The organism is Allobosea sp. P4_H5, from assembly GCF_056400825.1.
This window is the reverse complement of sequence record NZ_JBFUKM010000001.1, coordinates 132,201-156,505: the sequence shown is the minus strand read 5'-3', so window position 1 is coordinate 156,505 and position 24,305 is coordinate 132,201. Positions and strand designations below refer to the sequence as shown.

The 24,305-nt window shown below is 67.5% G+C and carries 28 protein-coding genes; 18 read left to right on the top strand and 10 right to left on the bottom strand.

All coding sequences use genetic code 11. The features are described from left to right. The first annotated feature begins 9 nt into the window (after positions 1-9). Positions 10-732: a glycine-rich domain-containing protein gene (locus tag AC1DS0_RS00785; protein WP_476812506.1), complete on the top strand. Its 723-nt coding sequence runs from the start codon at positions 10-12 to the stop codon at positions 730-732. An 8-nt stretch (positions 733-740) separates the two neighbouring features. Here the strand turns inward: AC1DS0_RS00785 and AC1DS0_RS00780 are convergent, their stop codons facing one another. Continuing rightward, positions 741-914 (bottom strand): hypothetical protein, encoded by a 174-nt coding sequence (locus tag AC1DS0_RS00780; protein WP_476812505.1) that lies wholly within the window; start codon positions 912-914, stop codon positions 741-743. Further along, on the bottom strand, positions 911-1,330 hold the full coding sequence (locus AC1DS0_RS00775) for a hypothetical protein (protein ID WP_476812504.1): 420 nt from the start codon (positions 1,328-1,330) through the stop codon (positions 911-913). The genes AC1DS0_RS00780 and AC1DS0_RS00775 overlap by 4 nt, the downstream gene beginning before the upstream one ends. A gap of 143 nt (positions 1,331-1,473) precedes the next feature. On the opposite strand from AC1DS0_RS00775, the gene AC1DS0_RS00770 reads away from it, so the two are divergent. Both AC1DS0_RS00770 and aac(3) read left to right on the top strand, forming a co-directional pair. After that, positions 1,474-2,931: a cryptochrome/photolyase family protein gene (locus AC1DS0_RS00770; RefSeq protein WP_476812503.1), complete on the top strand. Its 1,458-nt coding sequence runs from the start codon at positions 1,474-1,476 to the stop codon at positions 2,929-2,931. A gap of 9 nt (positions 2,932-2,940) precedes the next feature. Further along, positions 2,941-3,780 (top strand): aminoglycoside 3-N-acetyltransferase, encoded by an 840-nt coding sequence (aac(3), locus tag AC1DS0_RS00765; RefSeq protein ID WP_476812502.1) that lies wholly within the window; start codon positions 2,941-2,943, stop codon positions 3,778-3,780. Positions 3,781-3,820: 40 nt separating this feature from the next. Here aac(3) and AC1DS0_RS00760 read toward each other — a convergent pair whose 3' ends face one another. Beyond that, the gene (locus AC1DS0_RS00760; RefSeq protein WP_476812501.1) at positions 3,821-4,630 is read right to left on the bottom strand and encodes an SDR family NAD(P)-dependent oxidoreductase; all 810 of its coding nucleotides are present in this window, start codon (positions 4,628-4,630) and stop codon (positions 3,821-3,823) included. A gap of 158 nt (positions 4,631-4,788) precedes the next feature. Here AC1DS0_RS00760 and AC1DS0_RS00755 point away from each other — a divergent pair, with 158 nt between their 5' ends. Beyond that, positions 4,789-5,508 carry an alanyl-tRNA editing protein gene (locus AC1DS0_RS00755; protein ID WP_476812500.1) on the top strand — a complete coding sequence of 240 codons (720 nt, stop codon included), beginning with the start codon at positions 4,789-4,791 and terminating at the stop codon, positions 5,506-5,508. A 48-nt stretch (positions 5,509-5,556) separates the two neighbouring features. Next, positions 5,557-6,411: a 3-mercaptopyruvate sulfurtransferase gene (sseA, locus tag AC1DS0_RS00750; protein ID WP_476812499.1), complete on the top strand. Its 855-nt coding sequence runs from the start codon at positions 5,557-5,559 to the stop codon at positions 6,409-6,411. Positions 6,412-6,415: 4 nt separating this feature from the next. On the opposite strand, the gene AC1DS0_RS00745 is transcribed toward sseA, so the two are convergent. Then, a complete protein-coding gene (locus tag AC1DS0_RS00745; protein WP_476812498.1) occupies positions 6,416-7,339 on the bottom strand; it encodes a glutaminase in 924 nt (307 codons plus the stop codon). 129 nt (positions 7,340-7,468) lie between these two features. Here AC1DS0_RS00745 and AC1DS0_RS00740 point away from each other — a divergent pair, with 129 nt between their 5' ends. After that, a complete protein-coding gene (locus AC1DS0_RS00740) occupies positions 7,469-8,218 on the top strand; it encodes a proteasome-type protease (protein WP_476812497.1) in 750 nt (249 codons plus the stop codon). Here AC1DS0_RS00740 and AC1DS0_RS00735 read toward each other — a convergent pair whose 3' ends face one another. Both AC1DS0_RS00735 and AC1DS0_RS00730 read right to left on the bottom strand, forming a co-directional pair. Further along, positions 8,219-8,803: an ankyrin repeat domain-containing protein gene (locus AC1DS0_RS00735; protein ID WP_476813068.1), complete on the bottom strand. Its 585-nt coding sequence runs from the start codon at positions 8,801-8,803 to the stop codon at positions 8,219-8,221. It lies immediately after the preceding gene. A gap of 366 nt (positions 8,804-9,169) precedes the next feature. Beyond that, a complete protein-coding gene (locus AC1DS0_RS00730) occupies positions 9,170-9,376 on the bottom strand; it encodes a TOBE domain-containing protein (protein WP_476812496.1) in 207 nt (68 codons plus the stop codon). A 114-nt stretch (positions 9,377-9,490) separates the two neighbouring features. Here AC1DS0_RS00730 and modA point away from each other — a divergent pair, with 114 nt between their 5' ends. From modA to modC, 3 genes are read left to right on the top strand one after another with little or no spacing between them, the layout of a single operon-like run. Then, positions 9,491-10,309 carry a molybdate ABC transporter substrate-binding protein gene (modA, locus tag AC1DS0_RS00725; RefSeq protein ID WP_476812495.1) on the top strand — a complete coding sequence of 273 codons (819 nt, stop codon included), beginning with the start codon at positions 9,491-9,493 and terminating at the stop codon, positions 10,307-10,309. Between the two features lie 10 nt (positions 10,310-10,319). Further along, entirely contained in the window at positions 10,320-11,018 is a 699-nt protein-coding gene (gene modB / locus AC1DS0_RS00720) for a molybdate ABC transporter permease subunit (protein ID WP_476812494.1), read from the top strand. Beyond that, positions 11,015-12,106 carry a molybdenum ABC transporter ATP-binding protein gene (modC, locus tag AC1DS0_RS00715; RefSeq protein WP_476812493.1) on the top strand — a complete coding sequence of 364 codons (1,092 nt, stop codon included), beginning with the start codon at positions 11,015-11,017 and terminating at the stop codon, positions 12,104-12,106. The genes modB and modC overlap by 4 nt, the downstream gene beginning before the upstream one ends. A 4-nt stretch (positions 12,107-12,110) precedes the next feature. Here the strand turns inward: modC and AC1DS0_RS00710 are convergent, their stop codons facing one another. The 3 genes from AC1DS0_RS00710 to AC1DS0_RS00700 form a co-directional block, all read right to left on the bottom strand. Then, on the bottom strand, positions 12,111-12,509 hold the full coding sequence (locus tag AC1DS0_RS00710; RefSeq protein WP_476812492.1) for a winged helix-turn-helix domain-containing protein: 399 nt from the start codon (positions 12,507-12,509) through the stop codon (positions 12,111-12,113). Between the two features lie 26 nt (positions 12,510-12,535). After that, entirely contained in the window at positions 12,536-13,171 is a 636-nt protein-coding gene (locus AC1DS0_RS00705) for a pyridoxamine 5'-phosphate oxidase family protein (RefSeq protein ID WP_476812491.1), read from the bottom strand. An 84-nt stretch (positions 13,172-13,255) separates the two neighbouring features. Continuing rightward, on the bottom strand, positions 13,256-14,083 hold the full coding sequence (locus tag AC1DS0_RS00700; RefSeq protein ID WP_476812490.1) for a phosphogluconate dehydrogenase C-terminal domain-containing protein: 828 nt from the start codon (positions 14,081-14,083) through the stop codon (positions 13,256-13,258). A 220-nt stretch (positions 14,084-14,303) separates the two neighbouring features. On the opposite strand from AC1DS0_RS00700, the gene AC1DS0_RS00695 reads away from it, so the two are divergent. From AC1DS0_RS00695 to AC1DS0_RS00685, 3 genes are read left to right on the top strand one after another with little or no spacing between them, the layout of a single operon-like run. Further along, a complete protein-coding gene (locus AC1DS0_RS00695; protein ID WP_476812489.1) occupies positions 14,304-15,497 on the top strand; it encodes a CaiB/BaiF CoA transferase family protein in 1,194 nt (397 codons plus the stop codon). Positions 15,498-15,507: 10 nt separating this feature from the next. Further along, entirely contained in the window at positions 15,508-16,290 is a 783-nt protein-coding gene (locus AC1DS0_RS00690) for an enoyl-CoA hydratase/isomerase family protein (protein WP_476812488.1), read from the top strand. Then, entirely contained in the window at positions 16,287-17,171 is an 885-nt protein-coding gene (locus AC1DS0_RS00685; RefSeq protein WP_476812487.1) for an NAD(P)-dependent oxidoreductase, read from the top strand. Before AC1DS0_RS00690 ends, AC1DS0_RS00685 begins: the two co-directional genes overlap by 4 nt. Before the next feature lie 7 nt (positions 17,172-17,178). Here the strand turns inward: AC1DS0_RS00685 and AC1DS0_RS00680 are convergent, their stop codons facing one another. Continuing rightward, positions 17,179-17,919 carry a GntR family transcriptional regulator gene (locus AC1DS0_RS00680; protein WP_091829729.1) on the bottom strand — a complete coding sequence of 247 codons (741 nt, stop codon included), beginning with the start codon at positions 17,917-17,919 and terminating at the stop codon, positions 17,179-17,181. A 119-nt stretch (positions 17,920-18,038) separates the two neighbouring features. Here AC1DS0_RS00680 and AC1DS0_RS00675 point away from each other — a divergent pair, with 119 nt between their 5' ends. The 6 genes from AC1DS0_RS00675 (at position 18,039) to AC1DS0_RS00650 (ending at position 24,132) form a co-directional block, all read left to right on the top strand. Beyond that, the gene (locus AC1DS0_RS00675; protein WP_091829730.1) at positions 18,039-18,710 is read left to right on the top strand and encodes a cyclase family protein; all 672 of its coding nucleotides are present in this window, start codon (positions 18,039-18,041) and stop codon (positions 18,708-18,710) included. 39 nt (positions 18,711-18,749) lie between these two features. Further along, positions 18,750-20,147, top strand: a complete 1,398-nt coding sequence (locus AC1DS0_RS00670; protein WP_476812486.1) for a flagellar biosynthesis protein FlgA — start codon at positions 18,750-18,752, stop codon at positions 20,145-20,147. Positions 20,148-20,313: 166 nt separating this feature from the next. Further along, positions 20,314-21,282 (top strand): amidohydrolase family protein, encoded by a 969-nt coding sequence (locus AC1DS0_RS00665; RefSeq protein WP_476812485.1) that lies wholly within the window; start codon positions 20,314-20,316, stop codon positions 21,280-21,282. Further along, on the top strand, positions 21,279-21,821 hold the full coding sequence (locus AC1DS0_RS00660) for a TRAP transporter small permease (protein WP_476812484.1): 543 nt from the start codon (positions 21,279-21,281) through the stop codon (positions 21,819-21,821). Before AC1DS0_RS00665 ends, AC1DS0_RS00660 begins: the two co-directional genes overlap by 4 nt. Continuing rightward, positions 21,821-23,104 carry a TRAP transporter large permease subunit gene (locus AC1DS0_RS00655; protein WP_476812483.1) on the top strand — a complete coding sequence of 428 codons (1,284 nt, stop codon included), beginning with the start codon at positions 21,821-21,823 and terminating at the stop codon, positions 23,102-23,104. Before AC1DS0_RS00660 ends, AC1DS0_RS00655 begins: the two co-directional genes overlap by 1 nt. A gap of 38 nt (positions 23,105-23,142) precedes the next feature. Further along, complete coding sequence (locus AC1DS0_RS00650; protein WP_476812482.1) at positions 23,143-24,132, top strand: TRAP transporter substrate-binding protein; 990 nt, start codon at positions 23,143-23,145, stop codon at positions 24,130-24,132. Positions 24,133-24,305: the final 173 nt, after the last annotated feature.

Here is a 24,305-nt window from a genome sequence, read left to right as displayed (position 1 = left end):
GGTAGCGCAATGAACGCCGCCACCATCATCGTCGGCATGGTGGTGGCGGTCGTTCTCCTGATCGTCGCGGGCAATGCGCTCGCTTCGTACAAGCGCCTGCGCCGGGCGGAATTCATCCGGCGCTATCCCTGGCCGCGCGGGCTGCTCGACAAGCTCGCCCAGCATCACCCGGGGTTCACCCGCAAGGAGTCGGCGCTGGTCTCCGAGGGCCTGCGCCAGTTCTTCCTCGCCTATCTCAATTCCGGGCGGCGCGAGGTCGCGATGCCCTCGCAGGTCGCGGACGATCTCTGGCACGAGTTCATCCTCTACACCCGCGACTACGGCCGCTTCTGCAACCAGGCCTTCGGGCGCTTCCTGCATCACACGCCGGCCGTCATGCTGCGTGAAGGCGCGCGCCGCGACAATTCGGCCCTGCGCCGCGTCTGGTGGCAATGCTGCCGCGACGAGAATATCGACCCGGCCCGCCCGACGCGCCTGCCCCTGCTCTTCGCGCTCGATACCAAGCTCAGGATCGCAAACGGCTTCGTCTATGCGCCCGACTGCGAGGCGCTCAGGCGCAATGGCGACCGTGGCACGCAATGCGGCGGCGACTTCTCGAGCTCATCCGTCGACGGAGGCACAGACGGCTTCGGCGACAGCAGCAGTTCCTCCGACGGCAGCAGCTCCGACAGTGGTGGAAGCGACGGTGGCGATGGCGGGGGCTGCGGCGGTGGCGGTGGCGGGGGCGACTGAGCTGCTGCTCAATTCTGCTTGATCTTCGAGCCCTTGATCACGACGTCGGAGCTCGCCGTCGCATTGATCTTGCCGCTTGCCCGGATCGTGACGTCCTTGCCCTTGAGATCGATGGATCCATCCTTCTTCAGAGCGAGATCCGCGGCACCCGCATCAAGCAGGATGGCGTCGGCAGCTTTCACCGCGAGCGACTTGCCGCTGGCGATCTCGAAATCCTTGCTGCTGTCGAGATCGATGCTGACCGCAGCCGCGACCTCGAAGGCGCGGGTCGCCAGACTGATCTCGCGATTGGCGCTCTGCTGAGTGCCGTGCCTGCGATGAGGTTGATGGCCGTGCCAGCGGTCGCCCGTATGCCGGTGCCGACATTGACGACATAGGCCGCCCCCACCACCGTCCGGAAATTGCTTCCGACCGTAAGCGCCAGCTCGGCCCCGACATTGATGGTGCAGGGACCGCCGGCGGTGATCGACAGTCCGAGCGGAGCGTTGATGGCGACCATGCCGCCGCGCCCGACAGTGACTGCCTGCAATAGGGCGGCAAGCTGCGCCTCGAGCGCAGCGACCCGACGACTCAAGGCCTCGACTTCCGGCGTCGCCATGGATGCGTCCCCCTTCTTTTGCGCGCAGCCGACCCAATCTATCACGAACAGGCGTGGCTCACGGCGGCACTATCCTTTTGCGCCATGAAACCAATCCAACCCCGGCGGCGTATCAGAGCATCGCATCGAGAAGGCCCGATCGAGTGACCGCACGCCCTGCCCTGCTCTGGTTCCGCGACGACCTGCGCCTGTCCGACAATCCAGCCTTGAGAGCGGCGAGCGAACACGACCCTCTCATCTGCCTCTACATCCTCGACACATCGGCGGAGCGCCGGCCGCTCGGCGGCGCTGTGCGCTGGTGGCTATCGCGCTCGCTGACGGCGCTGTCGAACGCCATCGCGGCGAAAGGCGGCGAACTGCTGATCCTGCGCGGCGATCCGGCGGAGCTGCTGCCCGATGTCGTTGAGCGCACCGGCAGTGGATATGTCGCCTGGAACCGGCGCTATGACAGCGCCGCGATTGCGCTCGACAAGGCGCTGAAGGCGAAACTCGCGGACACCGGTGTCGAGGTCGAGAGCTTCAACGCCAATCTGCTCAATGAGCCCTGGCAGGTAAAGACCAAGGCGGACGGGCCGTTCAAGGTGTTCACGCCCTATTGGCGCGCCGTGCGCGAAGCCGGCGAGCCCTCGGCGCCGCTCCCTGCCCCAACCAGCCTGAGCAAGGCGAGATTGCCGGCGGCACTGCGCGAACAGGCGCTCACGGTCGCAGATCTCGCTCTGGAGCCGACGACACCCGACTGGGCCGGCGGGCTGCGTGAAGCCTGGACGCCGGGCGAGGATGGGGCACGGGGTCGGCTCGACGCCTTCCTCGACGAGACAATCGCCGGCTATCGCGAGGCTCGCGACCTGCCGGATCGGCTGTCGACCTCACGGCTGTCACCGCATCTGCGCTTCGGCGAGATCAGCCCGCGCCAGATCTGGCATGCGATCCAAGCCGCACGCGAGGCCGGCAACACGCCGGGCTCGGCCGCCGATATCGAAAAGTTCTTCAGCGAGATCGGCTGGCGCGAGTTCTCCTACCATCTGCTCTTCCACAATCCCGATTTCGCCAGCGTCAACTATGATCGCCGCTTCGACGCGATGTCTTGGGAGAAGGACGAAATCGGGTTGAGCGCCTGGCAGAAAGGCCTGACCGGCTATCCGATTGTCGATGCCGGCCTGCGCGAGCTCTGGCAGACCGGTTGGATGCACAACCGCGTCCGGATGATCACGGCCTCCTTCCTGATCAAGCATCTGCTGACCGACTGGCGCGCCGGCGAAACCTGGTTCTGGGATACGCTGGTCGATGCGGACCCCGCCAACAACCCGGCGAGCTGGCAATGGGTCGCCGGCTCCGGCGCCGATGCGGCGCCGTATTTCCGCGTCTTCAATCCGGTGACGCAGGGCGAGAAATTCGATCCGAAGGGCGCTTATGTCAGGCGCTTCGTTCCGGAACTGGCAGAGCTGGACGACAAGCTCATCCACCGTCCATGGGATGCACCTGCGGGCGAACTGAAAAAGGCTGGGATCGTCCTGGGCAGCGACTATCCGAAACCGATCATCGCCCTCGACTTCGGCCGCCGGCGCGCCCTCGACGCCTTCGCCGCCCTCCGTTCGGACTAACTGATCACCATGGCATCGCCTCTCGCCTCCTTCGTCACGCGCGCTTCGCTTGCTGCCGACCTGTCCCGGCTCGGCCTTGCGCCCGGCGACGTCGTCATGGTCCACGCCGCCGTGAGCAAGGTCGGCCGCCTGCTCGACGGCCCCGACACCATCATCGCCGCTCTGTGCGACGCAGTCGGCCCCCAGGGCACGGTCCTCGCATATGCCGACTGGGAAGCGCGTTACGAGGACCTCGTGGACGACGAAGGCCGCGTTCCGCTGCAGTGGCGCGAGCATATCCCGCCCTTCGACCCGCAGCGTTCGCGCGCGATCCGCGACAATGGCGTGCTGCCGGAGTTTCTGCGGACCACGCCGGGCGCGCTGCGCAGCGGGAATCCCGGCGCCTCCATCGTTGCGCTCGGCGCAAGGGCGGAGTGGTTCACCGCCGACCACCCGCTCGACTACGGCTATGGTGCGGGCTCGCCATTGGCGAAGCTGGTCGAGGCCGGCGGCAAGGTGCTGATGCTCGGGGCGCCGCTCGATACGCTGACCCTGCTGCACCATGCCGAGCATCTGGCCGACATCCCCGGCAAGCGCATCCGGCGGATAGAGGTGCCGCTGGCGACATCGATCGGCACGCAATGGCGCATGATCGAGGAGTTCGACACCGGCGACCCGGTCGTAGCCGGGCTGGACAATGACTATTTTGCGGGAATCGTCACGGAATTCCTTGCCGCCGGCCAAGGCCGGCAAGGCCGGCAAGGCCCGATCGGCGCCGCTCATTCCGTACTGGTCGAGGCTGCTGCGATCACCGCCTTCGGCGTCGATTGGCTGGAGTCGCGGTTCGGCTCGTCCTCACCTCGACTATGAGCTTCCTGGCGCAACCCATTGGGTCAGGAGTCTTCTGCGGTTACACCGCGCCGTCACGGCGGCCGCCACGATGCTCGCCGGCCAGCCTGCGCACCATCCAGAAATAGACCGGATAGGGCAGCAGCCGCAGCGCCTTCATCAGCCAGGCGAGTCGGCGGGGAAAGGTGATTTCGAAGCCGCCGCGGGCGAAGCCGTCGACGACCCGCATCGCCGCCTCGTCGAGCGGCAGCATGAACGGCATCGGGAAGCTGTTGCGTTGGGTCATGGCCGTGTCGACGAAGCCGGGATTGACCAGTTGCAGGCGGATGCCGTGCCGCTCGCAATCGAACCTCAGTGCCTCGCAGAGATGGATCGCGGCCGCCTTGGAGGCGCCATAGGCCGCCGCGCCCGGCAAGCCGCGATAGCCCGCCAGCGAGGCGTTGACCGCGATCTGGCCCTTGCCGCGCGAGGCCATGCGCGCCGCAACGGCGGCCGCCCCACGCACGACGCCCAGAAGATTGACCGCGAAGACCTGCTCGAAGGCTGCGACGTCGATCAGGCCCGGCCCATTGCGCGGTGCGATGCCGGCATTGAGAAAGGCGAGCGCGATCGGCCCATGCACGCTCTCGATGCCTTCGACCACCGCCGCCATCGCGGCGGGATCGACGACGTCGCCGACATGGGCGACGATCCGCCCCGGCAGCCCGTCTGCGCTGAGCGCCAGCGCCTCGAGCTTGTCGAGCCGGCGCGCGGTCGCTGCGACCGTCCAGCCGCACCGTGCCAGTTCGAGTGCCACAGCCGCGCCGATGCCCGAACTCGCCCCGGTCACCCAGGCGACGCCGTCCTTGGGTTGCATGCGCGGCGGGGTCATGTTGCGATCGGGCCTCCATGCCGCGGCAGTCCTGGCCGGACCCTAGTGATGCGGAAGCCGCAGCGGAAGCCCTGCCAGCGGCATCTCCGCTTGGCTACCCACCATCTTTTCCGCACCGGCCGCGCCTGCGATAAGTTCAGGCGATGAAGGAGATCGCGATGCCGACCGAATTGCTGTTCCGAGACGACGCTTATCTGACCGAGACGCCCGCGACCGTCGTCGCGATCAACGAACGCGGTGGCATCGAGCTCGACAGGACCGTATTCTACGCCACTGGCGGCGGCCAGCCGGGCGATGCCGGCGTGCTCGTCCGCAGCGATGGGTCGCAGATCACAATCGGCACGGCGATCTACAATCCCGAGGACAAGAGCCGCATCCTGCACGTCCCGCTCGAAGGCCAGGCGGCGCCGATTGTCGGCGACAAGGTGATCGCCAGGCTCGACTGGGAACGCCGGCTGAAGCGCATGCGCATCCACACCGCACTGCACCTGCTCAGTGTCATCCTGCCCTATCCGGTCACCGGCGGCGCGATCGGCGATAGCGGCGACGGCCGGCTCGATTTCGACATCCCCGAAGGCGGGCTCGACAAGGCGGAGCTGACCGAGAAGCTCAGCGCATTGGTGGCGAAGAATGCGGCGATCAGCGAACGCTGGATCACCGACGAGGAGCTCGACGCCAATCCCGGCCTGGTCAAGACCATGTCGGTCAAGCCGCCGCGTGGTTCAGGCCGCGTCCGGCTGGTCTCGATCGAGGGCATCGACCTGCAGCCCTGCGGCGGCACGCATGTCCGCAACACCTCGGAGATCGGCGCGGTCGTCGTCACCGATGTCGAGAAGAAGGGCAAGCAGAACCGGCGCGTTCGCATCGCGCTCGCTTGAACATTCCGCCATAACAGCCTGAGAACAGACTCTTTCGAGGACACGCGCATGGCCCGCAACGACATCTTCGTCTCCACGCAATGGCTGGCCGAGCGGCTCGACGCCCCCGACATCGTCGTGGTCGAGGGCTCGTACTACCTGCCGGCCCAGAACCGCGACGCCAATGCCGAATATGCACAGCAGCGCATTCCGGGCGCAGTGCGTTTCGACATCGATGTGGTCAAGGACAAGGGCTCGAGCCTGCCGCACATGCTGCCGCGGCCGGATGCCTTTGCCGCTGCGGTCGGCGCCATGGGCATAGGCGATGGCATGCGCATCGTCGTCTATGACGGCCTCGGCCTGTTTTCGGCGCCGCGCGTGCGCTGGACCTTCCAGACCTTCGGTGCCAAGGACGTGGTGATCCTCGAAGGCGGCATGCCGCAATGGCTGGCGGAAGGCCGGCCCGTCGAGGACGGCGCACCGCGACCACGCGCACCGCGCAGCTTCACCGCCAGGCTCGACCATTCCGCCGTCGCCGATGCCGATGACATTGCGCGCGCCATCGAAAGCAATTCGGCCCAGGTCATCGATGCGCGCGCCGCCGACCGCTTCCGCGGCGAGGCGCCGGAGCCGCGCGCCGGCCTGCGTTCAGGCCATATCCCCGGCTCGCTCAATGTGCCTTCTTCGGCGCTCGTGGCGGACGGCAAGCTCAAATCGCCCGAGGCCATCCTCGCCGCCTTCAAGGACGCCGGCGTCGATCTCGACCGGCCGGTGATGACGACCTGCGGCTCGGGCGTCTCCGCCGTGATCCTGTCGACGGCGCTGGAATCGATCGGCAAGCCGACCCGCGCCGTCTATGACGGCTCCTGGTCGGAATGGGGCGCGAGCGACCGTCCCGTCGCGACCGGGCCGGCGAAGGGCTGAGCCTTCAAAAGACAGACCAGCCGGTGCGCTCGACCAGGCGTTCGAGCGCCAGCGCGCCGACATGCGAGGTGCCGGCGGCGTTGAGCCCCGGCGACCAGACCGCGATCGCCGCCTGCTTCGGCACGATGGCGAGGATGCCGCCGCCGACGCCGCTCTTGCCGGGCAGGCCGACCTTGAAGGCGAATTCGCCCGACGCGTCGTAATGGCCGCAGGTCATCATCAGCGCCTTGACGCGGCGCGCCCGCGCCGGACGGCAGACCACGGCGCCGGTCAAGGGATCGACACCGTCGCCGGCAAGGAAGAGGCCTGCGCGGGCGAGCTGGGCGCAACTCAGGCTCAGCGCGCATTGATGGAAATAGACGTCGAGCACCTCGGCGACCGGGTTCTTCAGATTGCCGAAGGCGCGGATGAAATTGGCGAGGCTGGCATTGCGGAAGCCGGTCTGCGCCTCCGAGCCAGCCACCTCCTGGTCGATCGCGACCGTGCGATCGCCCGAGCACTTGCGCAGAAAGGCGAGGATCTCGGCCGCCGTCTTCTTCGGCGTCCGGCCGGTCAGCAGCGCATCGGTGACGACCAGCGCTCCAGCATTGATGAACGGGTTGCGCGGCACGCCGCGCTCCTGTTCGAGCTGGACGATCGAATTGAACGGTGATCCCGACGGCTCGCGCCCGACCCGGTGCCAGAGCCGGGCACCGACCCGCTCCAGCGCCAGCGTCAGGGTGAAGACCTTGGAGATGCTCTGGATCGAGAACGGCACATTGGCGTCGCCTGCTTGCGCATGCTCGCCGGAGCAGGTGACGACGGCGAGCCCGAAACGGCGCGGATCGACCCGCGACAATGCCGGGATGTAGTCGGCGACCTTGCCGGCGCCGACATGTTCGGCGAGGTCGTCATGAACGGAAGCGACGATGTCCGACAGGTTGCGCATGTCCGAACTCCGCCACGGCCTGATCGAAGGCGAACTTGGCATTCGCCCGACCATGTCGCAATCGCGACGGAGAGAGCTTGGCAAAGCCCTTGCCCCTGCGCATGCTGCGCCCGTGCCGAGGAGCTACCCATGACCTATTGCCTCGGGATCCTGCTGCCGTCGGGCCTGATCCTCGCCTCCGATTCCCGCTCCAGCGCCGGCGTCGACCAGATCGCGGTGGTGAAGAAGCTCGCTTTGTTCGAGGTGCCGGGCGAGCGCGTGATCGCGATCCTCTCGGCCGGGAACCTGGCGACGACGCAGGCCGTGATCACCATGATCCGGCAGTACACCAGACATAAGCAGGACAGCGCTGCCGGCGGCGAGAACCGCGACATCCTGGCGGCGCGCACCATGTTCGACGTGGCGCAGATCGTCGGCGGCGTGCTGCGCGAGGTGCTGCGCGCCAATCGCGCCTTCGTCGAACCCTATGGCGACCCGAACGGCTCCTTTCTCGTCGCCGGCCAGATCGCCGGCGAGCCGCACCGGCTGTTCCAGGTCTATTCGGCCGGCAACTTCGTCGAGGCCTCGGGACGCACCCAGTTCCTCCAGCTCGGCGAGACAAAATACGGCAAGCCAATCCTCGACCGGGCGCTGCAGGAGGCGAGCGGTCTCGACGAAGCGGCCAAGCTCACGCTGCTGTCCTTCGATGCGACGGTGCGCTCGAACCTCTCGGTCGCGCCACCGATCGACCTGCTGCGCTATGAGGCCGACAGTTTCTCGACCCGGCATCTCGCCAAATACGACAGCAACCACCCCTATTGGGCCGATTTGCGCCAGCGCTACAGCGACGGACTGACGGCGCTGGTCGCAAGCCTGCCCGCGCCGGACTTCCCCGCCTGACTACTGCAGCAGCGCGACCATCGCCGCATAGCCGCGGCGGCGGGCATGTTCGAGCGGGGTAGAGCCCTCGCGGTCGGCGAGATCGCGGCGCGCACCGGCGCCGACCAGCGCCCTCACCGTCTCGACATGGCGCGGCCCGCCATTGCCGAGGATCACCGCCTCGATCAGGGCGGTCCAGCCGAGATTGTTGACATGGTCGAGCGGCGCGCCGGCCGCGATCAATTCGCGCACCACGCCGTCATGGCCGAGATGGGCGGCCGCGATCAGAGCCGTGCCGAGATAGGGGCTGGTGATGGCGCGCGGGTCGCCGCCGATCGCGAGCGCGGTGCGCATCGTCTCGATATCATCCGCGACCGCCGCGATGGTGATCGCGTCATAGGCGCGGTTGTCGAGCGCGCGCGGATCGGCACCCGCCTTGGCGAGCTCGCGCATCGCCTCGCGCTGGCGGGCATGGGCAGCGGTAAGCAATGCGGTACGGCCCTCGCCGTCGCGGGCTTCGAGGCCACGGCCGGTCGCGATCGCCTGCCGAAGGGCTGCAAGATCGCCGCGATAGGCCGACAGATGCAGCCCGTCATACGCGGACACCTCGGCCAACGATGGCGGAACCTGAGCGCCGGCGGCCCCGGCCGCGTTCATTGCCACAGTGATGAACAGTGCCGAAAATCCATTTCGGCAAACGTTCGCCCCGCGTCGTTTCGTCTCAGGCATTTGCTTTTCACCCGCCATTTCGTCCGATCGGCGCGAAAAAACGCAATCTGCTCAAAATAAGGTCAGCTTCGCTGTCCCTTCCCCCTTGCAGCCTGGCCTGGGGCGCCCTATCTCTTGTGCACCGCAGCAGCGATGTTGCGGCGCCCTCCTTGGGCGTTTCCTCCCTAGACTTGGGCCTGCGCTCCGGCGTGGGCCTTTTTCTTTGCGGGAAGGCTAACGCGGCCGGCATCGGCCACGCAACGATCAATCGATCGCGATCATCACGTCGGAGGCCTTCACCACGGCATAGGCCTGCTGCCCGACTGCGAGCTTGAGCTCGTCGACCGCGGCATTGGTGATCGCCGAGGTGACGATGGCGCCGCCGACATCGAGCTTCACATGGGCGGTGGTCGCGCCCTTCACGATCTCGACGATGGTGCCCTTGAGCTGGTTGCGGGCGGAAATCTTCATATCGGTCTCCTTAATCTGACAAGCTTGCGAGCCGGCTCTTGCCGGACTCGACCTTTGGTCACTCGCCGTTATATTCGGCCGCACATAGCGACAGCAACCGCAGCGAGGACCCTCATGACATCGAACCGCCGTCACGCGGGCTTCAGCTTCCTGGGCTTCACCGCCGCACTGCTGATCGGCGTCGCTTCCTTCACCGGTCCGGCTTTCGCCCAGAGCAAGGAGCTGGTGGTGTTCGCCGCCGCGAGCCTGAAGAACGCGCTCGACGAAGCCACGGCCAACTGGGTCAAGGAAAGCGGCAAGCCGGCGCCGAAGATCTCCTATGCGGCGAGCAATGCGCTGGCGAAGCAGCTCGAACAGGGCGCGCCGGCCGATCTCTTCCTCTCGGCCGATCTCGACTGGATGGACTACGCCCAGCAGAAGAACCTGATCAACAAGGAGAGCCGCGTCAGCCTGCTCGCCAACCGGATCGCGCTGATCGCGCCGGCCGATGCCACGACCACTGTAACGCTGGCGCCCGGCGTCGATCTCTCCGCCGCACTCGGCTCCAGCCGGCTCGCCATGGGCAATGTCGATTCGGTGCCAGCCGGCAAATACGGCAAGGCGGCGCTGGAGAAGCTCGGCGGCTGGGACAAGGTCAAGGACAAGATCGCGCAGAGCGACAATGTCCGCGCCGCGCTGCTGCTGGTCTCGCGCGGCGAAGCACCGCTCGGCATCGTCTACACCACCGACGCGGCCGCCGATCCGAAGGTCAAGGTGATCGCGACCTTCCCCGAGGACACCCATCCGCCGATCGTCTATCCCGTCGCCATCACCAAGGATTCGGCCAATCCCGACGCGCAGGGCTTCCTCAGCTATCTGCGCGGCAATGGCGCCAAGGCGAGCTTCGAGAAGCAGGGCTTCACGGTCCTGAACAAGCCCGCCAGCTCCTCGTAGGGACTTGTTCGTGAGCGATTGGCTGTCCCCGGAGGAGTGGACGGCCGTCCGCCTCAGCCTTGTCGTCGCCACCACCGCCATGCTGGCGAGCCTCCCCTTAGGGCTCGCCATCGCCTGGCTGCTGGCGCGCGGGCGCTTCTGGGGCAAGTCGCTGCTCGACGCCGTCATCCACCTGCCGCTGATCCTGCCGCCGGTCGTCACCGGCTATCTCCTGCTGATCGGCTTCGGCCGGCGTGGGCCGATCGGCCAGTTCCTCTATGACTGGTTCGGCATCGTCCTGTCCTTCCGCTGGACGGGCGCCGCGCTCGCCTGCGCCGTGATGGGTTTTCCGCTGATGGTCCGGGCGATCCGGCTCTCGATCGAGGCGATCGACCGCAAGCTCGAGGATGCGGCCGGAACGCTCGGCGCCGGGCCGTTCTGGGTGTTCCTGACGGTGACGCTGCCGCTCGCTCTGCCCGGCATCCTCGCCGGCATGATCCTGTGCTTTGCCAAGGCAATGGGCGAGTTCGGCGCGACCATCACCTTCGTCTCCAACATTCCCGGCGAGACGCAGACCCTGCCCTCGGCGATCTACACCTTCACCCAGGTACCGAACGGCGATGCCGGCGCGATGCGGCTGACCCTCATCTCGATCGCGATCTCGGTCGCGGCGCTGTTCGCTTCGGAGTTCCTGGCGCGATTGGTCGGCCGGCGGATCGCCGTCGAATGAGCGCGGTCATCGAGGTTTCCGTGGCGCACCGGCTGGGCGCCTTCGCGCTCGACGCGGACTTCGCCTCGGATGGACGCCTGACGGCGCTGTTCGGCCGCTCCGGCTCGGGCAAGACCTCGCTCGTCAACGTGATCTCCGGGCTGATCCGGCCGCAGGCCGGCCGCGTCGTCATCGACGGGCGGGTGATGGTCGACAGCGCCGCCGGCCTCTTCGTACCCAAGCACAAGCGCCGCATCGGCTATGTCTTTCAGGAAGCGCGGCTCTTCCCGCATCTCTCCGTCCGGCAGAACCTGCTCTATGGCCGCTGGTTCGCGCCCAAGGCCGAGGATGGCGGCAGCACGCTCGACGACGTGCTCGACCTGCTCGGCATCGGCCATCTCCTGCAGAGGCAGCCGGGCGCGCTCTCGGGCGGCGAGAAGCAACGCGTCGCAATCGGCCGCGCCTTGCTGGCCAAGCCGCGACTGCTGCTGATGGACGAGCCGCTCGCCTCGCTGGACGAGGAGCGCAAGGCCGAGATCCTGCCCTATATCGAGCGCCTGCGCGACGGCTTCGGCATCCCGATCGTCTATGTCTCGCATTCGATCGCCGAAGTGGCACGGCTCGCCACCCATCTCGTCATCCTCGACCAGGGCAAGGCCTCGATGAGCGGGCCGACCCCCGAGCTGATGTCCCGGCCCGACGTGCCGATCCTCTCCGCCTCGGCGGAGGCCGGCGCAATCCTCGAGGCGCGCGTGCTGCGGCATGAGCCGGAGCACGGCCTGACGATCCTGGAGACTACGGCCGGGCCGTTACAGATCGCCCGGCGCAAGGTGCCCGAAGGGACGACGCTGCGCGTGCGCATCCTCGCCAGCGACGTGATGCTGAGCCTCAAGCCGCTCGATGGGATCAGCGCGCTCAACGTCCTGCCGGGGCAGATCTCGGCGATCGGCGCCCGGCATGGCGATGGCGGGGCGCTCGAAGTAAGGCTCGACTGCAATGGCGCCGGCCTGCTCGCCCGCCTCACTGTGAAATCGGCCGAACAATTGCAGCTGAAGCCCGGCAGCCCTGTCTATGCCGTGATCAAGAGCGTCTCGATCGATACGCCCTAGGCGCTCAGGCCTTCTTGCCGGGCTCGCGCTGTGGAGCCGTCAGCGAGACCGCCGCACGCAGCGCCGCGATCTCCTCTGCCCCCGCCGCCAGCGTCTTCGCCTCGATGGCGCGATAATTGGCGACGATCTCGCGGCCGAGCGCCGTCAAATGGGCGCCACCGCCCTTGGCGCCGCCGGGCTGCGCCTCGACCAGCGGCGCACGGAAGATGCGGTTGAGATCGTCGACGAGCAACCAAGCGCGGCGATAGGACATCTTCATCGAGCGGCCGGCGGCCGAGATCGAGCCGGTCTCGCCGATCGCCTCCAGGAGCTGCACCTTGCCGGGGCCGAGTCGTCCGCCCGGCGTGAAGTCGAGCCGGAAGCTGAAGCGCGTCGCCGGCAAGGACTGGTCAGCCTTGGACATGCCCGGCCCTCCGCGGCCGCGCGCGCTCAATAGAGCCGCGTGCGATAGCCTTCTTCCATATTGGCGTCGGCTTCGGCGGCGTCGATTGCCTTGGTCTGCTCGGCGACGATACGCCCCAGCGTCGGGAAGCTGCCCCGCTCGACCTGTGACTCCTGACCCCAGAGCTTCGAGCGGATCAGTGCCTTGCCGCAGTGGAAATAGGCTTCGTCGACGTCGACGATCAGGCCGAGCTTCGGCGCCTTCTCCTGCATGGCCAGGGGCTCCAGCAGCGCCGCATCCGTGGTCATCCGCGCCCGGCCGTTGACGCGCAGGGTCTCGTTGATCCCTGGCACGAAGAAGACGAGGCCGACACCGGGAGCGCTCAGGACATTGCCGAGGGAATCGACCCGGTTGTTGCCGCGCCGGTCGGGGATCAGCAATGTCCGCTCGTCGAGCACCTGGACGAAGCCTGGCCCGTCGCCGCGCGGACTGGCATCCGCCCTGCCCTCGCTATCGGCACTCGCCAGCACGAGGAACGGCGAGAGCGCGATGAAATCGCGGCAGAACTGGTCGAGCCGATCGAGCACCTTCTTCTGCGCGAGCGGATGCACTTCACCGACCAGTGAGCGCAGTTGCGCCGGATCCTCGACAGTCAGGCTCGGCTTCTCGCTGATCGCGCTCATCTCACTCTCCGAAGGCATGCCGGGCCAGCCGGCGAAGGAGGCATAACATGGCTTCGAGATCGGCCGAAGCCTCGCCGGGCAACCTCAGGTAATGCGCCTGACGCTGTCGGCGATCTCGCCCGGCTCGAACAGGCGTTTCCAGTCCGGCCGAAGGATGGTCTCCTTGCCGAAGACGATCGCCTTGTTGCAGGCGTCGGAGAACACGCCCTGGACCTCGCCGAAGGTCACCGCCGCCAGGATGTTCATGTGGCCGAGCAGGAAGTCGCGCGCCGCCTCGCGCGGCACGCCGCGGGCGATCGTCTCCTCCATCGCCTCGCGCATCGCATCGAGCAGCGTCGCGCAGACGGTTTCCGACAGGCCGGGCTCGAGGATCGCCATCTGCTCGACGGTGACGCGATGCGAGCGCATCACCGGCGCCCAGACCGCCCGCGCGACCTCCTCGCCGAGGGCGTAATGCGCCTCCGGCCCCTGCATCAATGCATTGACGATATGCTGCTTGGCCGCGATGCCGCCGAAATGATCCGCCCGTGCAGCTTCCTCGGTCTCGTCGTTGAAGATCGGCGGATGGCAGGGATGGGTAACGAAATAGGTGATGTCGGCCCGCACGGGCAAATGGCCGGCATGGGGCGCCGCTGCATCGAGGATGACGACGATCGTCCCGGCCGCCAGCTTCGGCACGAGGCCGGCGGCCACCGCGCCAACAGCGGTATCCGGCACGGCCAGGATCACGACCTCCGCCCCCGTGATCGCGGCATCCGGCTCGATGCAAGCGACACCGAAGGCCTCGCGGATGCGCTCCCGGCCGACCGGGCTGATCTCGACATGGCGGGTCTCGAAGCGCGAGCGGGCGAGATTGCGGCCGAGGCGCATGCCCATCTTGCCGCCGGCACCGAACAGTGCGACCACCGTCATCGTCATCCTCCGGGCTTCCGCGTCCGTTGCCGACGCTGTCCCGCCAAGCTCGCAGGGCTTTCCGCCGGAGGTCAACGCCGATTTTCCGCTACTCGCCACCTCCCGTCGTCCGGCTGGCGCATGGCTCATCTGCCGATCTTGCATGCAAGATGAAGCTAAAGATTGACGCCCCGGGACGATGACGGGATAGTCGCGGCCCTTGTGACGCATCCGGATCATCATGCCTCGCCCGAAGCCGTCGACCGCCCTCGAAGCCCTGCGCGTGCTCGATCTGACGCGCGTACGCGCCGGGCCGACCTGCGCCCGCATCTTCGCCGATTTCGGCGCGGACGTGATCAAGATCGAAAGCCCGCCGGGTATCGATCCCAATGAGAACATGAGCGGGCCTCGGCATGGCTACGACATGCAGAACCTGCACCGGAACAAGCGCTCTCTGACGCTCAACCTGAAGAAGGAACCGGCCAAGGCGATCCTGCGCAAGCTGATCGCCGATGCCGATCTCCTGGTCGAGAACTTCCGGCCGGATGTGAAGGAGCGGCTCGGCCTCGATTTCGAGACGCTGCATGCACTCAATCCGCGCCTGATCCTGGTCTCGATCTCGGGCTTCGGCCAGAGCGGCCCCTATCGGCTGCGCGCGGGCTTCGACCAGATCGCGCAGGGCATGGGCGGGATGATGTCGGTCACCGGCCTGCCCGGCCAGGGGCCGGTGCGCGCCGGCATCGCCGTCGCCGATTCTGCCGCCGGGCTCTATGGCGCGATCGGCGCATTGGTGGCGCTGCAGGAGCGCGCCGTCTCCGGCAAGGGACAATGGGTGCAGACCTCGCTGCTCGAAGCGCAGATCGGCATGATGGACTTTCAGGTCGCGCGCTATCTGGTCGAGGGCAAGGTGCCGCCGCAGGCCGGCAACGACCACCCCTATGCGACGCCGATGGGCGTCTATGCGACGCGCGACGGCCATATCAATCTCGGCGTCGGCGCCGAGGGGCACTGGCGCTCCTTCTGCGGCGCGCTCGGCCGGCCCGAGCTCGCGACCGATCCGCGCTATGACAATATGGAGAAGCGCTTCGCGGCGCGGCCGGAACTGCGCGCGCTGCTCGAGGAGATCATGTCGACGCAGGACAGCGCCTACTGGCTCGCAGCCTGCGAGAAGGCTTCGGTGCCGGCCGGGCCGATCTACGCGGTCGATGCTGTCTTCGACGACCCGCAGGTCCAGCACCTCGGCATCGCGCAGCCGGTCCGGCATCCCAAGCTCGGCGACATCCGCGTCGTCGGCGAGCCGGTCAGCCTGTCGCGCACACCGTCCAGCATCGCGACGCCGACGCCGGACGCCGGCGACCACAACCTCGAAATCCTCACCGAGCTCGGCTTCGACGAGGCGGCCATCGCCGACCTCAAGGCCGAAGGCGCGATCTGAAAGGCAGCCGATGAACGACGAGATCCTCTATGACGTCGCCGAAGGGGTCGGCACGGTCACGCTCAACCGGCCGCAGGCGCGAAATGCCCTGACCTTCGCCATGTATGAGGGACTGGCCGAGATCCTCGGAAATCCCGAAAAGCACGGCGCACCCAAGGTGTTCGTGGTGACCGGCGCCGGCGAAAAGGCCTTCGCCGCCGGCACCGACATCTCCCAGTTCCGCGAGTTCAAGACGGCGGAAGATGCCCTCGCCTATGAGAACCGGATCGAGCGGGTGATCACCACGATCGAGAGTTGCCCGGTGCCGACCATCGCGGCGATCGCCGGCGCGGTCACCGGTGGCGGCGCGGCGATCGCCTGCGCCTGCGACCTCAGGATTGCAACGCAATCGGCCCGCTTCGGCTTCCCGGTGGCGCGCACGCTCGGCAACTGCCTGTCGATGGCGAACTACGCCCGGCTCGCCAGCCTGCTCGGCCCGGCCCGCGTCAAGGACATCATCTTCACCGCGAGGCTGGTCGAGGCTGAGGAGGGCCATCGCATCGGCCTCTACAACGAGCTCGTCGCCGACCATGCCGCGCTGATGGCGCGGGTGAAGGAGCTGGCGGAGACGATCCGCGGCCACGCGCCGTTGACCATGCGCGCCACCAAGGAGGCGCTGCGCCGGCTGACACAGGCGGCCAGCGCCGATGTCGACGGCGATGACCTCGTCACCCTCTGCTACACCAGCGCCGATTTCCGCGAGGGCATGGAAGCCTTCCTCGGCAAGCGCACGCCGAACTGGCAAGGCAGATGAGCGAGACCATCGGCTTCATCGGCCTCGGGCTGATGGGCGCGGGCTTCTGTAAGCGCCTGATCGCGACCGGCCGCAGCGTCGTCGGCTACGATCTCGACCCGGCCCGGCGGGCTGAAGCCGAAGCGCTCGGCGTCGTCCTCGCCGCCTCGCCTGCCGAGGTGGCCGAGCGCGCCAATCCCGTCTGCATCGCGGTGACCACCACCAAGGCGGTGCAGGCCGTGGTCAGCGGCGACGGCGGCATCCTCTCGGCGAAGCTGCAGCTAGGCGCCATCGTCATCGATTTCTCGACCACAGAGATCGGCGTGACCAAGGCGCTCGCGGCGGCGCTGGCGGAGGCTGGCATCGGCTTCATCGACGCGCCGGTCTCCGGCGGCCCACCGGCGGCGGAAGCGGGCAAGCTCGCGATCATGGCCGGCGGCGCGCCCGAGATGATCGCCGCGGTGCGGCCATTGGCGGAGAGCCTCGGTCTCTTTACCCATATGGGCGCGGTCGGCGCCGGCCAGGCGACCAAGCTGGTCAACCAGGTACTGTGCCTGACCAATTACGTGGTCGTGGCGGAATCGCTGCGGCTGGCCGAAGCCTATGGCGTCGACGCCGGCAAGATCCCGGCCGCGCTGGCACCCGGCCTCGGCAATTCGGCGGTGCTGCAGGCGATGATGCCCCGCATGGTCGCGCGCGACTTCGCGCCGAAGGGCTATGCCCGGCAGGTGCTGAAGGACTTGGAAATGCTGATGGAGGCCGGGCGCGAGCAGCATTTGGCCATGCCGATGGTTGCGCAGGCGACGACGCTTTATCGGATGCTGGTCGCGCAGGGCGATAGCGAACTCGACGCGATCGCAGTGCTGAAGATGCTGCCGGAGGTTGGGAAGCCCTCTCACTGACCCGCGATCAGGCGCTGCCCGGTTTGGCAGCTTCACCCCTCTCTTTCAGCGCCGCGACGAGCCCTGACAAGCCGTTGCGGACATGCTCGCGCAGGCGCTGGCTCGCCAGTGCGGCATCCCCGGCGGTCAGCGCCGCCAGGATCTGCTCATGCTCCTGGATCGCCATCTTCCAGCGCTTCGGCCAGAGATTCGACGAGTAGCGGGCGCGGTCGACCCGGAGCGCCAGCAACTCCCAGATCCAGAGCAGGACCGGATTGCCGGCGAGCTCGACGATCCGGCGGTGGAAGGCTTTGTTGGCCTCGAAATAGCCCGGCAGCTCGTCGCGGGTGTGATGCAGCATCATCCGGTAGTGCAGCATGCCGATCTCGGCGACTGCCTCATCGGTGGCGCGCGCTGCGGCGAGCTCGCCGGCCAAGCCCTCGATCGTCGAGACGACATCGATCAGCGCTTCGATCTCGCCGACATCGAGCTCGGCGACCACCGAGGACTTGTTTGGCAGCGCGCGCAGCAAACCGTCCTGCGTCAATGTCTTGATCGCCTCGCGCACCGGCGTGCGCGAGACGCCGAGCTGGAGGCAGAGCTCCCGCTCGTTCAGCTTGGCCCCCGGCGCGAGCGCGCCTGTGACGATCAGATTACGCAATTGCGCAACCGTGCTGCCGTGCAGGGCGCCCTTGCGCCGGCCCGGCTCGGGCTGCGGAACTTTGGCGAGAAGCGCTGCGAGCGGGGTCGTGTCGGCCGGACTATCCATGACGCTCTGTATATCGCGTGGCCGCTCCGCTGTCGAAAAATTCTTGCATACAAGAATTTCGGCCCCTAGAACGGAGCCGCCGGGTTGCCGGCGTCCCTTTCCGCAATCCGGACAGCGCCATGCACATCGTCGACCTTTCCATGCCGATCGCGCCGCATTTCCGCTGGCCGGTGGAGCTTTCGATCAAGGGCGACATCGCGGCGGGCGACCAGTTCCGGGTCTCGAAGATCAACGGTCCCTGCCATGGCTTCTCGCATGTCGACGCCGCCGCGCATTTCGTCGCCGGAGCGCCGACGATCGAGGCGACGCCGCTCAGCCAGGTGGTCGGCCCCTGCCGAGTGCTCGATCTGAGTGCGCGCCCGGCCAATCAGCCGATCGGCCCCGAGCATCTCGCCGCCGCCGATCCCGGCGGGGCCGATGGCGAGATCCTGCTGCTGGCGACGCAGTGGAACGACCGGCGCGATTACAACGACAAGAGCTTCTGGACTGAAGCACCCTGGCTGACGCTGGAGGCGGCGCAGTGGCTGGCGCAGCGCAAGCCGAGCGCCGTCGCCTTCGACTTCCCGCAGGACTACCCGATCCGGCTCCTGCTCGAAGGCAAGGAGGTGCCAAAGCCCGAGCATGTGACGCACCATGTCCTGCTCAGCCATGGCGTCACGCTGATCGAATACGTCGTCAACACCAGCAAGCTGACGGCGCCGCGCAACCTGTTCTCGGCGGCGCCGCTGCTGATCCCGAACGCCGACGGCGCCCCTGCCCGCATCTACGCCATCGAGGGCCTGGCCGTCTGACGGCCGCCGCCCTGCCCTGCCTGAACGAAAGCGACCCCAGTGAACATCGAGAACCTGTTCGCGCTGAAGCCCAGCGCGCCCGACCGCGTCATCTCCGCTGCTTTGGTCGGCGCCGGCGAATTCGGCGCGAGCTTCATCGGCCAGGCCCGGCGCACCCCGCATATCGAGCCGCGCGTCGTCTGCGACCTCGATATCGGCCGCGCCCGCAAGGCAGCGCTCGCCGGCGGCCTCAGCGAGGCCGAGATCGTCGACTGCCATAGCGCCGCCGAGGCCAAGGCCGCGCTTGATCGCGGGCTCGTCGCGCTGATCGGCGATGCCGCCCATCTCGAAGGACTGCCGGTCGACGTCGTTGTCGAGGCGACCGGCGATCCGGAAGGCGCGGCCATGACTGCGCTCGCGGCGATCGAGGCCGGCCGCCATCTCGTCATGGTGACCAAGGAGGCCGAATGCATCATCGGCCCGATCCTGGCCCATCGCGCCAGGCAGAACGGCATCGTGCATACCCCGGTCGACGGCGACCAGCCGAGCCTGCTGATCGGCCTGATCGGCTGGGCCCGCGTGCTCGGCCTGCCGATCGTCGCCGCCGGCAAGTCGAGCGAATCCGATTTCGTCTGGGATCCCGAGGCCGGCACGGTCACGGCCTGGGAGAAGGTGGTGCCGGCCGCCGATTTCGCCGCGGCCTTCGGCAAGTTCGGCAGCGATCCGCGTGGCCTGCTCGACGCCCGCGCCCAGCTGCCCTTCCCGCGCGCCACCGTGCCCGATCTTTGCGAGATGGGTATCGTCGCCAACCATACCGGGCTGATGCCGGACGTGGCGGCGATGCATGCACCGATCGCGCGCACGACCGAGCTGCCAAGCCTGTTCCGGCCGGCGGCCGAGGGCGGCCTGCTCTTGGGCACCGGCCGCGTCGACATGTTCAACTGCCTGAGAAGGCCGGACGAGCTCTCCTTCGCCGGCGGCGTCTTCGTCATCGCCGAGACGCCGGACCTCGCCACCGGCAAGCTCTTTGCCGGCAAGGGAATCCCCTGCTCGCCGGATGGCCGCTATGTCCTGCTGCATAATCCCGTGCACCTGCTCGGGGCGGAAGCGCCGATGTCGGCGCTCTCGGCCGCTCTCCTTGGCCAATCGACCGGCGGGGCCGAGATCCTGCCGCGCGTCGACCTGACGGCGCGGGCGAGCCGCGACCTGGAACCCGGCGAGACCCTGACCATGGGTTATCGCCACGTCATCGAAGGGCTGGAGCCGCAATTGACCCCTGCCCGTCCGCTCGGGCCGAGCGAGCCTGTCCCCTACTACCTCACTTCCGGTCGACCGGTTGTGCGCAAGGTAGCGCGCGGCGCCGTTGTCACCTGCGCCGACATCGCGCTCGACGAGACCACCACGCTGGTTCGCCTGCGCCGCGAGCAGGACGCGCTGTTCAACCCGGGCGCGCTTTGACTTTGCGGCAACATTCTGTATGCAGCATACAATAGTCAAACAAAGCTAATCGAAAGCGGGCGACCGCTGAGGAAACGATCGGGAGGCAGGGATGACGGGCGCGAGCACCGGACCGGCCGGACACAGCCTGACTCACACCCGCCTTCCGCAGCGGCGGAGCTGAGCCATGCCGGCAAGTTCCGACCAGCGTGCCCGCTTCCTCGCCTCCGGCGCCGATGACGACCTGCCGATCATCGACGCCCACCACCATTTCTTCGACCTCACCCGCAATTATCACCCCTGGCTCAGCGACCACCCGGTCGCCTTCCGCTATGGCGACTACAGCGCGATCAGGCGCGACTTCATGCCGGCCGATTATTGCCGCGCCATCGACGGGCATCTCGTCGTCAGCAGCGTGCTGATGGAAGGCGAATGGGATCCGCGCGATCCGGTCGGTGAGATGCGCTGGGCTTCCGAGGTCGCGCGCGGGCATGGCCTGCCGAGCGCCGCGATCGGTCAGATCTGGCTCGACCGCGACGATGTCGGCAAGGTCGTCGCGGCCTATCGCGAGATGCCTCTGGTCCGCAGCGTCCGGCACAAGCCCAAGGCGGTCGCCCGCGCAGATCACCGTCCGGATTTCGCCGCGCCCGGCTCGATGCGCGATGACAAATGGCGCGACGGCTATGCCCTGCTTGCCGGAGCCGGGCTCAGCTTCGATCTGCAGACGCCGTGGTGGCATCTGGGCGAAGCCGCCGAACTCGCCCGCGATTTCCCTGAGACCACGATCATCCTGAACCATGCCGGCCTGCCGGCCGATCGCAGCGCCGAGGGCCTTTCCGCCTGGCGCGTGGCGCTGGACCGGCTCGCCCGCGAGCCGAATGTCGTCGCCAAGATATCTGGCATCGGCATGCCCGGGCAGGCCTGGACGCTGGAGCTGCAGGCTCCGGTGATCGATGGTGTCATCTCGGCCTTCGGCGCCAGTCGCTGCGCCTTCGCCAGCAATTTCCCGGTCGACAGCCTCTGCGCCCCGTTCGGCACGATCTTCGACGTGTTCAAGACGGCGGTCCGCGAGCGGCCGGCAACTGAGCGCCTCGCACTGTTCCATGACAACGCCGCGCGCTGGTACGGGCTCGCCGCCAAGGGAGCCATTTCATGAAGTTACGCGCTCTGCTCCTGCGCCTGACCGAAGACGTGCTGATCGCCGGCTTCGTCGTGATGATCGCGATGGTCTTCGGCAATGTCGTGCTGCGCTACGCCTTCAGCTCCGGCATCATCTCCTCGGAGGAATTGTCGCGACTGATCTTCGTCTGGCTCACCTTCGGCGGCGCCTTCCTGGTAGCGAAGGACGGCCAGCATCTCGGCATGACCACCGTCGTCACCATGCTCGGCCGCAATGGCCGCTGGTGGTGCCGGCTCGCAGTCGAGGCGATGTCGCTGTTCTGCATGGGAATGCTGGTCGTCGGCTGCTGGCAGCAGGCTTCGATCAACATCGAGAACCACCAGCCGGTCACCGGCGTGCCCGTGGCGGTGACCTATCTCGCCGGCCTCGTCGGCGGCATCGGCATCGGCGCGCTCAACCTGATCGCGCTCATGCGGCTCCTGAGCGGCCGCATGCCCGATGACGAGCTCGTCGTCGGGGCGGAATCGGAAGAGCTCACCGCCTTCGAAAACCAGCAGGCGGCGGAGAAGCGCTGATGACCGTCTTCATCTTCCTGGGCTCGCTGATCGGGGCGATGGCGCTCGGCATGCCGATCGCGATGGCGCTGCTGGTCTGCGGCGTCGCGCTGATGCTGCAGCTCGGCACCTTCGACTCGCAGATTCTGGCGCAGAACCTGATCGGCGGTGCCGATTCCTTCCCGCTGATGGCGGTGCCCTTCTTCATGCTCGCCGGCGAACTGATGAATGCTGGCGGCCTCTCGCGCCGGATCATCGCCCTGGCAGTGACGCTGATCGGCCATGTCCGCGGCGGCCTCGGCTATGTCGCGGTGCTGGCGGCGCTAGTGATGGCGAGCATCTCCGGCTCGGCCGTCGCCGACACTGCGGCGCTCGCCGCGATCCTCCTGCCCATGATGAAGCAGGCCGGCTACAACCTGCCGCGCGCCGCCGGGCTGATCTCGGCCGGCGGCATCATCGCGCCGGTGATCCCGCCCTCGATCGGCTTCGTCGTCTTCGGCGTCGCCGCCGGTGTCTCGATCACGCGGCTGTTCATCGCCGGCATCGTGCCCGGCATCCTGATGGGCGTCGCCTTGCTCATCACCTGGTACATCGTTGCCCGCGACGAACCGGCTGCCCGCGTCAAGCGCGCCTCCTTTGGCGAGATCGGCCAGTCCGTCCTCGACGGACTCTGGGCACTCGGCCTGCCGGTGCTGATCATCGGCGGCATGAAAGCCGGCGCCTTCACGCCGACCGAGGCTGCGGTGGTCGCCGCGGTCTATGCCGCCTTCGTCGGCGGCTTCATCTATCGCGAGTTGAAGTTCGAGCATCTGCGCCCCGCCCTGCTCGCGGCGCTGAAGACCTCGGCGGCGGTGATGTTCCTGGTCGCGGCGGCGATGGTCTCGGCCTGGCTGATCACCATCGCCGACATCCCCGCCCAGGTCTCCGCCCTGCTCGGCCCGCTGATCGACAACAAGACGCTGCTGATGCTGGCGATGATGTTCCTCGTCGTCATCGTCGGCACCGCGCTCGACTTCATCCCGACCGTGCTGATCCTGACGCCGGTGCTGATGCCGATCGTCAAGCAGGCCGGCATCGACCCGGTCTATTTCGGCGTGATGTTCATCATCAACAACGCCATCGGCCTGCTCACCCCGCCGGTCGGCACGGTGCTCAACGTCGTCTGCGCTGTCGGCCGCATCCCGATGGATAAGGTCATTCGCGGCGTCATGCCTTTCCTGCTCGCTCAGCTTGCCGTGCTGCTGCTGCTTATCTTCGTGCCCGAGATCATCACGGTCCCGGCGCGCTGGCTCTACGGGCGCTGAGGCGCCCGCCCCCACAACAAAACAGGGAGGACAAGCTCATGACCATCACCCGCAGGACTGCGCTGACCGGCGCCGGCATCACCCTCTTCGCCATCGGCCGCCCGGCCCTGGCGCAGGCGGTGAAGCTGCGTTTCGCCCACCCGCATCCGGAAGCCGATAGCTGGCACAAGGCCGCGCTGCTCTTCGCCGAGCAGGTCAAGGCCAAGAGCCAGGGCCGCTACGAGGTCCAGGTCTTCGCCAACGGTGCGCTCGGCTCGGACGCGCAGACGATCAGCGCGGTGCGCGGCGGCTCACTCGACATCTGCCTGACCGGCAACCCGTTCTTCACCGGGCTTGCGCCCAAGCTCAACGTGCTCGACCTGCCCTTCCTGATCCAGAGCCGCAAGCACGCGGCCGCGGTGATGGACGGCCCGATCGGCGACGACCTGCGCAAGGAGCTCGAAGGCTCGAACCTCAAGGCTCTCGCCACCTGGGAGATCGGCTGGCGCAACCTCACCAACAACCGCCGCCCGGTCGCGGCCGCCGCCGACCTCAAGGGCCTCAAGATCCGCACCACGCCGAACCCGGCTCATATCAAGGCCTTCCAGCTGCTCGGCGCGATCCCGACGCCGATGGCCTTCACTGAGCTCTTCACCGCGCTGGAGACCGGCACGGTCGACGGCCAGGAGAACCCGGTGACGCTGATCCTCAACGCCAAGTTCAACGAGGTGCAGAAGCATCTCTCGCTGACGCGCCACGCCTTCACCACCGGCCCGGTCGTGATGAACAAGAGCAAGTTCGACGCAATGCCGGCCGATATCCAGCAGATGCTGGCCGCCATCGCGCTCGAATGCGCCGGCATTCAGCGCAAGATGAACGAGGACACGGAAGGCTCGAGCCTCGCCGAGCTGAAGAAGGCTGGCATGCAGGCGGTCGAGACCCCTGACCGCGACTCCTTCGCCAAGGTCGTCACCGCCGAGGTCGAGAAGGAGTTCGTCGGCAAGTACGGCAGCGAGACACTGGACGCGATCAAGAAGGCTGCGGTCTGAGGGCCGCCTGAGGCGGTAGATCGATTGCGTTTTCGACACTGGCTACCAGGAGTATTTCTTCTCTCCTGGGGCCGGTGTCGGAGATTGTCTTTGGCTTTTTGCGCGGCGCCATGGCGCAGCGGCGGACGCAGGCATAGCTCAGCTTCCACTGAGCAACCGCCTGCCGAGGCCAG